The organism is Saccharopolyspora cebuensis (genome assembly GCF_039542665.1).
In the GTDB taxonomy this organism is placed as follows: domain Bacteria; phylum Actinomycetota; class Actinomycetes; order Mycobacteriales; family Pseudonocardiaceae; genus Saccharopolyspora; species Saccharopolyspora cebuensis.
The window spans coordinates 142064-153884 of record NZ_BAABII010000012.1 but is presented as its reverse complement, the minus strand read 5'-3'; the positions used below and the strand labels follow the sequence as shown (position 1 = coordinate 153884).

Annotated in this window: 14 protein-coding genes; 2 read left to right on the top strand and 12 right to left on the bottom strand. The window is 72.4% G+C overall.

Translation table 11 applies throughout. From position 1 onward, the window contains the following. Nucleotides 1-94: 94 nt before the first annotated feature. From ABD976_RS18050 to ABD976_RS18005, 10 genes are all read right to left on the bottom strand, one after another. Entirely contained in the window at nt 95-955 is an 861-nt protein-coding gene (locus tag ABD976_RS18050; protein WP_345364648.1) for a DegV family protein, read from the bottom strand. A 15-nt stretch (nt 956-970) separates the two neighbouring features. After that, the gene (locus ABD976_RS18045) at nt 971-1585 is read right to left on the bottom strand and encodes a histidine phosphatase family protein (protein WP_345364646.1); all 615 of its coding nucleotides are present in this window, start codon (nt 1583-1585) and stop codon (nt 971-973) included. Beyond that, nucleotides 1582-1974 carry a ribosome silencing factor gene (rsfS, locus tag ABD976_RS18040; protein ID WP_345364644.1) on the bottom strand — a complete coding sequence of 131 codons (393 nt, stop codon included), beginning with the start codon at nt 1972-1974 and terminating at the stop codon, nt 1582-1584. The genes ABD976_RS18045 and rsfS overlap by 4 nt, the downstream gene beginning before the upstream one ends. A gap of 130 nt (nt 1975-2104) precedes the next feature. Then, nucleotides 2105-2911 (bottom strand): inositol monophosphatase family protein, encoded by an 807-nt coding sequence (locus tag ABD976_RS18035; protein ID WP_345364642.1) that lies wholly within the window; start codon nt 2909-2911, stop codon nt 2105-2107. A 112-nt stretch (nt 2912-3023) separates the two neighbouring features. Next, entirely contained in the window at nt 3024-3524 is a 501-nt protein-coding gene (locus ABD976_RS18030; RefSeq protein WP_345364640.1) for a hypothetical protein, read from the bottom strand. 114 nt (nt 3525-3638) lie between these two features. Further along, nucleotides 3639-4262, bottom strand: a complete 624-nt coding sequence (gene nadD, locus ABD976_RS18025) for a nicotinate-nucleotide adenylyltransferase (RefSeq protein ID WP_345364638.1) — start codon at nt 4260-4262, stop codon at nt 3639-3641. Between the two features lie 105 nt (nt 4263-4367). Beyond that, entirely contained in the window at nt 4368-4589 is a 222-nt protein-coding gene (locus ABD976_RS18020) for a ferredoxin (protein ID WP_345364636.1), read from the bottom strand. After that, nucleotides 4586-5815 (bottom strand): cytochrome P450, encoded by a 1230-nt coding sequence (locus ABD976_RS18015; protein ID WP_345364634.1) that lies wholly within the window; start codon nt 5813-5815, stop codon nt 4586-4588. The genes ABD976_RS18020 and ABD976_RS18015 overlap by 4 nt, the downstream gene beginning before the upstream one ends. Before the next feature lie 102 nt (nt 5816-5917). Further along, complete coding sequence (locus tag ABD976_RS18010) at nt 5918-6442, bottom strand: TetR/AcrR family transcriptional regulator (protein ID WP_345364632.1); 525 nt, start codon at nt 6440-6442, stop codon at nt 5918-5920. A gap of 49 nt (nt 6443-6491) precedes the next feature. Then, nucleotides 6492-7796, bottom strand: coding sequence for a glutamate-5-semialdehyde dehydrogenase (locus tag ABD976_RS18005; protein ID WP_345364630.1), 1305 nt, complete (start codon nt 7794-7796; stop codon nt 6492-6494). 105 nt (nt 7797-7901) lie between these two features. Here ABD976_RS18005 and ABD976_RS18000 point away from each other — a divergent pair, with 105 nt between their 5' ends. Then, nucleotides 7902-10022 (top strand): RecQ family ATP-dependent DNA helicase, encoded by a 2121-nt coding sequence (locus ABD976_RS18000; protein WP_345364628.1) that lies wholly within the window; start codon nt 7902-7904, stop codon nt 10020-10022. Between the two features lie 304 nt (nt 10023-10326). On the opposite strand, the gene ABD976_RS17995 is transcribed toward ABD976_RS18000, so the two are convergent. Further along, entirely contained in the window at nt 10327-10521 is a 195-nt protein-coding gene (locus ABD976_RS17995; protein WP_345364626.1) for a DUF397 domain-containing protein, read from the bottom strand. Nucleotides 10522-10523: 2 nt separating this feature from the next. Then, a complete protein-coding gene (locus ABD976_RS17990; protein ID WP_345364624.1) occupies nt 10524-11378 on the bottom strand; it encodes a helix-turn-helix domain-containing protein in 855 nt (284 codons plus the stop codon). A gap of 223 nt (nt 11379-11601) precedes the next feature. On the opposite strand from ABD976_RS17990, the gene ABD976_RS17985 reads away from it, so the two are divergent. Next, the gene (locus tag ABD976_RS17985) at nt 11602-11799 is read left to right on the top strand and encodes an HC3 family zinc finger protein (protein WP_345364622.1); all 198 of its coding nucleotides are present in this window, start codon (nt 11602-11604) and stop codon (nt 11797-11799) included. Nucleotides 11800-11821: the final 22 nt, after the last annotated feature.

Sequence of the window (11821 nt, the reverse complement as noted above, 5' to 3'; positions counted from 1 at the left end):
ATCTGTGGACAACTGCGTCCGCTGTGGACAACTCCCTGGCGGATGCAGCCCGTTCGGGTCGAATCCGATTCCCGGACGGGTGAGTCGCCGTGGCTCAGGCCCCGCTCCGCCACCCGCCGGGCAGGACCACGACCCCGACCGCCCCGGGACCGATGTGCGCTCCGATCACCGCGCCGACCTCGGAGACCACGCACTCCAGGCGCTCCCCCAGCTCGGTCCGGAACCGGTCGGCGAGCTCCTGCGCCCGGTGCGGTGCGGCGAGGTGGTGCACCGCCAGCGCCACCGCACCGGCGCCGGCCGCCTTGAGCGAGACGTCGACCATCCGATTCGTCGCGCGGGCGCTGGTGCGCACCTTCTCCAGCGCTTCGATCCGCCCCTCCCGCACGTGCAGCAGCGGCTTGATCGCCAGCGCGGTGCCCAGCAGCGCGGCGGCGGTCCCGATCCGGCCGCCGCGGCGCAGGTGCTCCAAGGTCTGCACGGAGAACAGCGTGGTGGTCCGCGCCGCGGTCGCCGCGGCAGCCCGCTCCACCTCGGCCAGCGATCCGCCGGTCCGCGCGACCTCCGCGGCCGCCAGCACCGAGAAGCCCAGGCCCATCGCGGCCGACCGGGAGTCGACCACGGCGATGCGCTCCGGATCCACCTCCGAGGCGGCCAACCGAGCCGCCTGCCAGGTGCCCGACAGGTTGCGGGACAGGTGCACCGAGACCACCCCGTCGGCACCCGCGTCCAGCGCCGCCCGGTAGGCGGCGGCGAACTCCTCCGGGGCGGCACCGGAGGTGGTCACCCGGTGCGTGCGGGCGAACGCGCGCGCCAGCTCGCCCGGCCCGAAGTCAGGTTCGTCGAGCGCACCGGCGCCATCCACGCTGACGTGCAGCGGAACGCTCCGGACGGCGTACCGCCGCGCGCATCCGGGAGGCAGGTACGCCGTCGAGTCCGTCACGACTGCGATGGCCACGCGGCAACCCTACGTTCAGCCGTGGACACCGGCGTTGTAGGCGAGCAGGCGCCACCGGTCGTCGCTGGCGCCGCGCTTGCGCAGGACGACCCAGTGGCAGTTGCCGACCCCGCCGAACGAGGGCCACAGCTCCACCGGCAGCCGGAGCAGCTTCGCGGTGAGCGCGGTGATCAGGCCGCCGTGGGCGCACAGCAGAGCGGTGCCGCGCGGCTGCTGCTCGAGTTCGAGCACGACCTCGTGGGCGCGTTCGGCGACCTCCACCCGGGATTCGCCGCCGGGCGGCGCCCAGGTCGGGTCGGAGCGCCAGGTGAGCATCGCACCGGGCCAGCCGTGCTCCACCTCGGCGCCGCTGAGCCCCTGCCACTCGCCCAGGTGGGTTTCGCGCAGCCGCTTGTCCAGCCGCACCGGGATGTCGCTGAGCGCGCTGAACGCCGCCGCCGTCGAGCGCGCCCGGCGCAGGTCCGAGCACATCGCGACCTCGGGGCTGAACCCCGCGATGGCCGGGGCGGCGGCCGCCGCCTGCTGCTCGCCGACCTCCGTCAGCGAGGTGTCCAGGTGTCCCTGGATGCGGCCGGCGAGGTTGTGCCCGGTCTCGCCGTGCCGCCAGAGCACTAACCGCTCGAGGCTCACCCCTCGCCGTCCCGGTCCTCGTCCGCGGGCTGCGCATCGGTGAAGTCGATCCGGGGGCAGTCCTTCCAGAGCCGTTCCAGCTCGTAGAAGGAGCGCTCCTCGTCGTGCTGCACGTGCACCACGACGTCGACGAAGTCCAGCAGGACCCACCGGCCTTCGCGGGCGCCCTCCCGGCGGACCGGCTTGCTGCCGACCGCGCGCATCTTCTCCTCGACCGAGTCGACGATCGCCTCGACCTGCCGCTCGTTGGGCGCCGAGGCGATCATGAAGCAGTCGGTGATGACGAGCTGTTCGGAGACGTCCAGCAGGACGACGTCGGTGGCCTTCTTGTCGGCCGCGGCCTGCGCCGCGACCAGGGCCAGCTCGCGGGCGTTGTCGGTGGCTGCCACGTCACTCCTCTCGGGTGGGCTCGGTGCGCACCCACGCGTGTAGAGGATAGCCAGCGCGCACCCAATCACCCACAGCCCGTCGGTCCCAGCCCGGACCACCCGCCGGGATGAACACCGCCGGGCTCCGGGCTCACCCGCCTCGGGGCAGGACGCTGCGCCGCACCAGGGCCAGCAGGTCCTCGCTGATCCCCGGCGCCACCGCGATGGTCTCGGCGGAGTCGGCGGTGTGCGGTAGGCCCGAGGCGTCGAACACGTGCGCCCCCGCCTCCCGGGCGAGCAGCACGCCCGCCGCGGTGTCCCACGGGTTGTTCGACAGGATCACGGTGGCGGCGGTGCGCCCGCTGGCCACCCACGCCAGGTCGAGCACGGCGGAGCCGAACATGCGGACCCGCTCCACCTCGTCGGCCAACGCCGCGACCAGCCGGAGCCCCCGCTGGTTGTGCTCGGCGGAACCGTCCCCCGCGGCGAAGTCACCCATCGACACCAGCGCCCGGCTGAGGTCGGTGATGCCGCTGGCCCGGAGCCGTTCACCCCCGCCGTAGGCGCCCTGCCCGGCGATCGCCGAGAACTCCAGGTCGAGGAACGGGCACGCGATCGCGGCGACGACCGGCTCCCCGCGCCGCACCAGGGCCAGCGAGACCGCGCACAGCGGCAGGCCGCGGGCGAAGTTGGAGGTGCCGTCGACCGGGTCCAGCGTCCACACGCACTCCTGCTCCCCGGCCCCCTCCCGGTAGCCGTGCTCCTCGCCCAGGAAACCGTGCTCCGGGGTCCGCTCGGCGAGGAAGGCGGAGAGCTCCCGCTCCACCGCGAGGTCGACGTCGGTGACGTAGTCGCGCTCGGCCTTCTCGCGGACCTCCACCGACGTGCTGGTCCGCACCAACTCGGCACCGATGCGCACCGCCTCGCACGCGATCCGACCGGCCTGCTCGTAGCTCATCCGCGCCTCCCGCCTAGGGCCTCCCCGGGCAAGGGAACCAGAGGCGGCAGCGGCCTTCCAGCCGTCAGCCGCGCGCTTCACCGCTGGTGCGGCGGGCTCGGGGCCGACTCGATCACTGCGAGCGCAAGTGGTGCGCGAGCCCGTCGGGGCCGTGCACGACGGCCGGACCGTGCCAGGCCGGTGCGGGCCAGAGTTCCAGGAGATGCTGCTCGACAGGGACCGTCACCGGTTCGGGTACTTCTCGTGCGCGCGTCCGGCCGCGCACCGAAAGCCGCAACCTGGTCCAGCCCGCCGCGACCTCGACGACATGGGGCGGGTCGTTGCTGTAGATGTCGTGGATCGCGAAGGTTCCCTCCGGGCAGTCGAGCGACCACTCGGCTGCCATGTCCCAGTCCCGGTCGACTTCCCCGAGAGGTGCGTCGTGCTCGCGGACGCTGAGATCGACCGGCCCCCAGAACGTCCCGCACAGGACGGCCACCCAGTTGTCCTCGCCGACGAAGAGGCCGTCTCGGGAAGCGGGCCACATGTCGCCGACCCCGGGCGAGGAACGGATGTGGTACTGGCCGTCCATGGCATTGACGCGCAACACCACATCGCCGCGCCTTTCACGCACCAGCGCATCCTCCTTCTACGAACGGTGACGCAGGGCCCGGCTCAGCCCCCCGAATCGGAGGCGAGCCCGCGACCACGGTTTCCCCTGGTCAGGCTGGCGCGCTGCGGCAGATGATCATGGTCCCCACTCCGCTGCTGGTGCGGCGGGTTCGGGGCGGTAGAGGCCGCGTTTGGTGATGTACTGGACGATGCCGTCCGGGACGAGGTACCAGACCGGCAGACCGGCGTTGACCCGGGAACGACAGCCGGTGGACGAGATGGCCAGCGCCGGGATCTCCACCAGGGAGACGGTGCCCTGGGGCAGGTGGGCGCCGTTCAGCGAATAACCCGGTCGGGTGACGCCGATGAAGTGGGCGAGGTCGAACAGCTCCTCGATCCGGTGCCAGGACAGGATCTGCTCCAGCGCGTCGGCGCCGGTGATGAAGTAGAGCTCGGCGTCCGGGAACTCCGCGCGCAGATCGCCGAGGGTGTCGATGGTGTAGGTGGGGCCGCCCCGGTCGATGTCCACCCGGCTCACCGAGAACCGGGGGTTGGAGGCGGTCGCCACCACCGTCATCAGGTAGCGGTCCTCCGCCGGGCTGACGAGCTCGTGGCTCTTCTGCCACGGCTGCCCGGTCGGCACGAAGATGACCTGTTCCAGCCCGAACTGGGCCTGGACCTCACTGGCAGCGACCAGGTGGCCGTGGTGGATGGGATCGAAGGTGCCTCCCATGACCCCGATCCGGCGCCTACGCGACATAGCCACCAAGCCTAGAGAAGTCGACCGGAGGTGCCGCACGGCGGGCCCGCCGCTCGCGGTGCCCGGTCGGCGGCTCAGCGCGACCGGGCACCGGCTCCGAGCGGTTCAGTCCTTCGGGGCGACGACCTCCCCGGAGGCCGCCTCCTTGACCAGGATCGCCTCGACCGGGCACGACTCGGCGGCGTCCACGACGTCCTCGTCGGGCTCGACCGAGGAGCTCTTCGCCTGCGCCACGCCCGCGACGAGCTCGAAGTGGTCCGGGGCGGTCCCGGCGCACATGCCCGAACCGATGCAGCTCTCGGTGTCGACCTCGACCAACCAGCTCACAGCCGGTCCTCCTCTCGGTTGGCCCCCTGATCATCCCACGAGATCGGCATGTACAGCGGCCCCCGCACGAGCATTCCGGTCTTCCACCGCAGGTCCGCCTCCGAATCGGCGAAGCGGAGCCCGGGCAGCCGGGTCAGCAGCGTGCGCAGCGCCACCTGCAGCTCCAGCCGGGCCAGCTGGGCGCCGAGGCAGTGGTGCGGGCCGTGGCCGAAGCCGATGTGCGAGGCCTCCGAGCGCAGCAGGTCGAGCTGGTCGGGGTCCTGGTACACGGCCTCGTCGCGGTTGGCCGAGGACAGGCTGACCAGCACCGGGTCCCCGGCGCGCACCGTGACGCCGCCGAGCTCGACGTCCTCCAGCGCGTAGCGCGGGAACGCCGAGGCGACGCCGAGCGGCACGTAGCGCAACAGCTCCTCGACAGCGGCGGGCACCAGGTCCGGGTCCGCCCGCAGCTCGGCGAGCCGCTCGGGATGGGTGAGCAGGACGTAGACGAAGTTCGGGATCTGCGTCGCGGTCGTCTCGTGCCCGGCGACGAGGATGCCCGCCGCCAACTGGACGAGTTCCTGCTCGGTGAGCCGGTCCTCGTCGTCGCGCGCGCTGATCATCGCGCTCATCAGGTCGTCGCCCGGCTCCTGGCGGCGCCGGTCGATCAGCCCGGCCATGTAGTCGTGCATCCGGCCGATGTAGTCCTCGGCCTGCTCCGGGGTGAGCTTGGTGGTGGACAGGAACGCGTCCGACCACACCCGGAAGTCCGCGCGGTCCTCGAAGGGCACGCCGAGCAGCTCGCAGATCACCGCGATCGGCAGCGGCAGCGCGAAGTCCTCGACGAGGTCGGCCGGGGCGCCCTCGCGCAGCATCCCGTCGGCGAGCTCGTCGGCGATCTCCTGGGCGCGGGGGCGCAACCGCTCGACGCGGCGCGCGGTGAACGCCTTGGCCACCAGCTTGCGCAGCCGGGTGTGGTCCGGCGGATCCATCGCCAGGATGCCCATCGCCTGCCTGCGCTCCCGCAGCCTGGGCTCGTCGCGGCCGACGCTGGCCGCGCGGCTGAAGCGCGGGTCGCCGAGCACGACCTTGGCGTCCTCGTAGCGGGTCGCGAGCCAGGCGGACTCGCCGAACGGCAGCTGGATGCGGGAGAGGGGCTCGCTCTCCCGCAACCGGGCGTAGAAGGGGTCCAGGTTGAGCCGGTCAGCCTCGCTGAAGGGATACGTCCTCGGCTCCGTGGTGGTCATGCGCAACTCCCGGGGAACGAACGGCTGTAAGCACGCGCTTACATTCGCACCGTACGCTTCCGCCGGCGAACGACGCACCGGTCGATCAGCCCGACGAGCCGATCACGAGCCCCCGCGGCCGTCCGCGCTCTCCAGCAGCACCGCCACCGACCGGGAGACGTGCTCGACGATCGAGTCCGGATCGGCCGAGGTCAGCGGCTCCTTGCCGAGCACCGAGCGCAGCATCCCGATGCCGAACAGCCAGGCCAGCACCAGATCGGCCCGCAGCTCGGCGTCCGGCTCCGCGGTCAGCTCGGCGAGCCGGGCCGAGTACCGGCCGCCCAGCTCCTCGCGCAGCACCTGCGCCGCCCGCTCGTCGGTGTAGGACCGCAGCAGCGCCACCAGCGGGTGATCGGCACCGCGTTCCCCGGCCAGGACGGCCTCCAGCAGCCGGGCCGGGAGCTCGGCCGCGGGGTGCTCGTCGAGCAGCCGGGCGCCGCTGCGGTTCAGCACGGCCGCGAACAGTTCCTGCTTCGAGCCGAAGTACCGGAACAGCAGCGCCTGGTTGACCTCGGCGCGCGCGGCGACGTCGCGCACCGTGGTCCGGTCGAAGCCCCGCTCGGCGAACAGCTCGGTGGCGGCGTGCAACAACGCCTCCTTGGTGCCGGCCGCATCGCGCCTGCGACCGGTGCCCACCTCAGCTCGAGGGCCGGACGTGTCCGTCACCGAAGACCAGCCACTTGGTGGACGTCAGCTCGGTCAGCCCCATCGGGCCCCGCGCGTGCAGCTTCTGGGTGGAGATGCCGATCTCGGCGCCCATCCCGAACTCGCCGCCGTCGGTGAACGCGGTGGAGGCGTTGACCATCACCGCCGCCGCGTCGACCTGCGAGGTGAACGCCTGCGTGGCGCGCACGTCGGTGGCCACGATCGCCTCGGTGTGCCCGGACCCGTGGGCGCGGATGTGCGCGACCGCCTCCGGCAGCGACCCCACCACGGCCACCGCGATGTCCAGCGACAGGTACTCGGTGTCCCAGTCCTGCGCCGTGGCGGGCACCACGTTCGCCCCGCCCGCGGCGACCACCCGCTCGTCACCGTGCACCGTCACCCCGGCGGCGTCGAGCTCGGCGAGGGCGCGGGGCAGGAACTCGGCCGCGATCGACTCGTGGACCAGCAGGTTCTCCGCCGCATTGCACACGCTGGTGCGACGCGCCTTGGAGTTGAGCAGGATGCGCAGCGCTGTGTCGAGGTCGGCGGAGGCGTCCACGTAGACGTGGCAGTTGCCGGTTCCGGTCTCGATCGCGGGCACCGTCGCCTCCTCCACCACGGCCGCGATCAGCCCCGCGCCGCCGCGCGGGATGACCAGGTCGACCAGGCCCCGGGCGGTGATGAGGTGGCGCACCGAGGCGCGGTCGTGGCAGGGCAGCAGCTGGACCGCATCGGCGGGCAGCCCGTGCTCGCGGAGCACGTCGCCGAGGACGCCGACCAGCGCGGTGTTGGACGCCTCCGCCGAGGACGAGCCGCGCAGCAGCACCGCGTCGCCCGCCTTGAGGGTGAGCCCGGCCGCGTCCACCGTGACGTTGGGACGGCCCTCGTAGACGATGCCCACGACGCCCATCGGCACCCTGACCTGCTGCAACCGGAGCCCGTTGGGCAGCGTGCTGCCGCGCACCACCTCGCCGACCGGGTCCGGCAGGCCCGCGACCGTGCGCAGCCCGTCGGCCATCCCGGCCACCCGCTGCTCGGTGAGGACCAGCCGGTCGATCAGCCCCTCGGCCGTGCCCGCGTCCCGGGCGGCGGTCACGTCGCGGTCGTTTGCCGCGATGATCTCCGGCGCGCGGCGCACCAGGGCGTCGGCCATGTCGTGCAGCAGGGCGTCCTTGTCGGCGCGGGTGAGCCCGGCGATCGCGGCGGCGGCCTCGCGGGCGCGGGAGGCCGCCTCGCGCACCTGCGCGCGCAGCTCGTCGCCGGTGGTCTTGGCGGGGGCTTCGGTGCTGGTCGTCACCCCTCCAGCGTAATCGGTGCGGGCAACCGCATTCCGCCACCGCACCCGCGACCCGCCGCGGTCCCCCGGCCCCCGCGCGTCGGTCCGGTGCGGTAGGAATCGGGCATGGACGAACACGCGCTGCGCGAACTCGCCGAGGACCGCCTCCGCGCGCTGGCCGGACCCGAGGCCGCGTTGCGCGAGGACCAGTGGAGCGCCATCCGGGCCCTGGTGCTGGAACGGCGCCGGGCGCTGGTGGTGCAGCGCACCGGGTGGGGCAAGTCCGCCGTCTACTTCATCGCCACGGCGCTGCTGCGCGAGCTCGGCGAGGGGCCGACGGTGATCGTCTCGCCGCTGCTCGCGCTGATGCGCAACCAGGTCGAGGCGGCGGCCGCCGCCGGGGTGCGGGCCGCGACGATCAACTCGGCCAACCCGCAGGAGTGGGCCGACATCGAGGAGCAGGTCGCCGTCGGCGACGTCGACGTGCTGCTGGTGAGCCCGGAACGGCTGAACAACCCCGACTTCCGGGACGCGATCCTGCCCGAGCTGACCCACAGCGCCGGGCTGCTGGTCGTCGACGAGGCGCACTGCATCTCCGACTGGGGACACGACTTCCGGCCGGACTACCGCAGGCTGCGGACGCTGCTGACCGAGCTGCCCGAGGGCGTGCCGGTGCTGGCCACCACGGCCACCGCCAACGACCGCGTCGTGCAGGACGTCTCCGAGCAGCTCGGCGTCGGCGGGGAGTTCGCCGAGGCGCCGGGCGCGATGGTGCTGCGCGGCTCGCTGGACCGGGAGAGCCTGCGGCTCGGGGTCGTCCGGCTGCCCACCGCGCAGGCCCGGCTCGGCTGGCTCGCCCGGCACCTGGCGGAGCTGCCGGGTTCGGGGATCATCTACACCCTCACCGTCGCCGCCACCGAGGAGGTCGCCGGCTACCTGCGCGAGCAGGGCTACGAGGTGGCGTCGTACTCCGGGCGCACCGATCCGGCGGAGCGCCAGCGCGCCGAGGAGGACCTGCTCGGCAACCGGGTCAAGGCGCTGGTGGCGACCTCCGCGCTGGGCATGGGCTTCGACAAGCCGGACCTGGGCTTCGTGGTGCACCTCGGGGCGCCGTCCTCGCCGATCGCCTACTACCAGCAGATCGGCCGGGCCGGTCGCGGGGTGCGGCGCGCCGACGTGCTGCTGCTGCCCGGCCCGGAGGACCAGGAGATCTGGCGCTACTTCGCCTCGCTGGCCTTCCCGCCGGAGCAGGTGGTCCGCTCGGTGCTGAACACCTTGTCCCAGCACGACGTGCTGTCCACGGCCGCGCTGGAACCGCACGTGGAGCTCGGCCGGACCCGGCTGGAGATGGTGCTCAAGGTGCTCGACGTCGACGGCGCGGTGCGCCGGGTGAAGGGCGGCTGGACGGCGACCGGCCAGGAGTGGAGCTACGACGCCGAGCGCTACGAGCGGATCGCGGCCGAACGCGCCGCCGAGCAGCGGGCGATGCTGGACTACCTCGCCACCGACGGCTGCCGGATGGAGTTCCTGCGCCGCGGGCTGGACGATCCGCACGCCGAGCCGTGCGGCCGGTGCGACAACTGCACCGGGGCCGGGTACGGCGCCGACGTCGACGACGACGCCGTGCGCGAGGCGGCGGAGCGGCTGCGCCGCCCGGGCATCGACCTCGGCCCGCGCAAGACCTGGCCGAGCGGGATGGACGCGCTCGGGGTATCGGTGTCCGGCCGGATCCCGGCCGCGGAGCAGGCCTCGACCGGCCGGGCGGTGGGGCGGCTCACCGACATCGGGTGGGGCAACCGGCTGCGGGAACTACTGGCGGCCGGCGCCCCGGACCAGGAGCTGCCGGAGGACCTGTTCCAGGCGTGCGTGCAGGTGCTCGCGGCGTGGGACTGGGAGCAGCGCCCGGCCGGGGTGGTGGCGCTCGGCTCGCGGACCCGGCCGGTGCTGGTGCGCGACCTGGCGTCGCGGATCGCCGCGATCGGCCGGCTGCCGCTGCTCGGCGAGGTGGCCACGAACCCGTCGACGACGCCGCGGCGGGCGACCAACAGCGCGCAGCGGGTGGCGACGACGTGGCGGCAGTTCGCGGTGCCGGAGGAGCTCGCCGGGAAGCTGGCCGCGCTGGACGGCCCGGTGCTGCTGATGGACGACTGGACCGACACCGGGTGGACGCTGGCCGTGGTGAGCCGGCTGCTGCGGCAGGCCGGTGCGCCCGCGGTGCTGCCGTTCGCGCTGGCGAGCACCGCCTGAGGGCTGCCGCGGGGGCACCCGGTCGTGAACTGAGTGAGGGGCACCCTTGCCCGAGATACTGGGGCAAGGGTGCCCCTCACCTGTCTCGTCCAGGTGCCGGGCCGGGTGGTGCCCCGAGCGGCTGCCGTTTCGAGCGGCCTGCGCGGCGGGCTCCACAACGGGCGGCGACAACAATTCATACGAAAGTGTGAGAGCAATACCGAGGACTTGAGTCCGCGGCGGCGATATTCACAAGAAAGGGTGATCCTTTCAGTGAGCCGCGTGATCGGGGCCCCCGACCCGTGCAGTCGGGGGCCCCAAGGGCTCAGGGTTCGTACCTTCCGGACTTGATCCCGGCGAGGAACGACTCCCACTGCGTCCCGGATACGGAGAAGTACCCGGCAGCGCGGTTCTTCGAATCACGCACCGCAGCCCCGTCATCAACGCGGCCGACCTCGACGCAGTCGGTCTCCTGGGCGGACCGACTGGACTTGCGCCAGCCGACTGGTGGTGACGTCATCATCATTTCGCAATGGCCTCCATCTCGTGTGCCCGTTCGGCGATGAACGCGATTGATTGGGCGGGGTCCAACGCCAACGAGAGCAGGGTAGTGATCGCGTCGACGTATTCTTCAGCGAGACCTGGGTTGTAGAGGAATGCCGAGGAACGGTAGTGTTCCAAATGAACTATCGGCCGCGCCTTGGGGAACTCGAATACCACGAACGGGCCTACGTGACCGGGGTGCCAGACCGTCGACCCGCTGCGGATGACCCGGACGTCGACGCCCTCCCACTCGGCGATCTGCTCGACCTTGCGCAACTGGTCGGCCATCACCTCCGGCCCGCCGATCGGCTCGCGCAGCGCGTTCTCGCTGATGATCGCCGTTAATCTCGGGGCGTTGCGGGTGGAGAGCACTTCTCTGCGGCCCAGGCGCATGAGCACCAGCTTCTCGACCTCGCCGACCGGCTTGCCGCGCATCACCGCCCGGGCGTAGTCGGAGGTCTGCAGCAGGCCGGGGATCAGGCCGGTGGCGACGTTGGTGATCCGGGTCGCGGTGCGCTCGAACTCGATCAGCGCGGTGAGCTCCTGGTGCACTCCGGCGCGGTCCGCGGTGAGCCAGTTCGGGGTGTCGGCGTCCCGCGCCATCTCCACGAGGCGGTCACGTTCGGTCGCTGATACACCCAATGCGGTGACAAATGCGGCCACCACTTCCGGGGCCGGAACCGACTTCCCGGTTTCGTACCGCATCAGCTTGACGTGGTTGGTCTCCAGTTCTTGTGCCAGTGCGCGCAGGCTCCTGCCCGCGTTCTCCCGTGCTTCGCGCAGCTCCGCGCCGAGCGCTCGGGCCTTCGGGGTGCCACCAGTGGTACGCGTCATGAAACACAGCGAAACAGAATTCGCGTCTCAGAACTACTACCTGTTCAGGGAATAGCCCATCTGTTTCAGTACCACCAGAATGGTACTCACCCATCCAGCGGCTCGGTCGCCGCACCGCCTGGAAGGCCCGGCCGGACGGCAACGGACACGCCGACGACCGGACCTCACCGCCCCACCCGGCGGGCGGCGACCGACCCGTCCCCCGAAGGAGTCGGTGATTCCCGTGCCTCATCCCTTCCGGTGGCAACCCGGCGACGGACTCCGCCACGCGACCACGAATTCCTACGGCGACCGCGTCACCGCCCTCTGCGGGGCCTCGGTGAGCAGCGACAACTCCCAGACCGCGTGGCTGTGGAAGACCTGCCCCTCCTGCGACGTGAGCGCCCACGAGCTCGCCGGCGTCCCGATCGTGCGGCGGTGACCGCACCGCGGACGCGCCTTCC

Bases quoted from the DNA above. Each gene is read 5' to 3' on its own strand.
- ABD976_RS18000 (WP_345364628.1), top strand. From the start codon at position 7,902: ATGGACGAACACGCGCTGCGCGAACTCGCCGAGGACCGCCTCCGCGCG.
- ABD976_RS18035 (WP_345364642.1), bottom strand. From the start codon at position 2,911: ATGAGCTACGAGCAGGCCGGTCGGATCGCGTGCGAGGCGGTGCGCATC.
- nadD (WP_345364638.1), bottom strand. From the start codon at position 4,262: ATGTCGCGTAGGCGCCGGATCGGGGTCATGGGAGGCACCTTCGATCCC.
- ABD976_RS17995 (WP_345364626.1), bottom strand. From the start codon at position 10,521: ATGACGTCACCACCAGTCGGCTGGCGCAAGTCCAGTCGGTCCGCCCAG.
- ABD976_RS18015 (WP_345364634.1), bottom strand. From the start codon at position 5,815: ATGACCACCACGGAGCCGAGGACGTATCCCTTCAGCGAGGCTGACCGG.
- ABD976_RS17990 (WP_345364624.1), bottom strand. From the start codon at position 11,378: ATGACGCGTACCACTGGTGGCACCCCGAAGGCCCGAGCGCTCGGCGCG.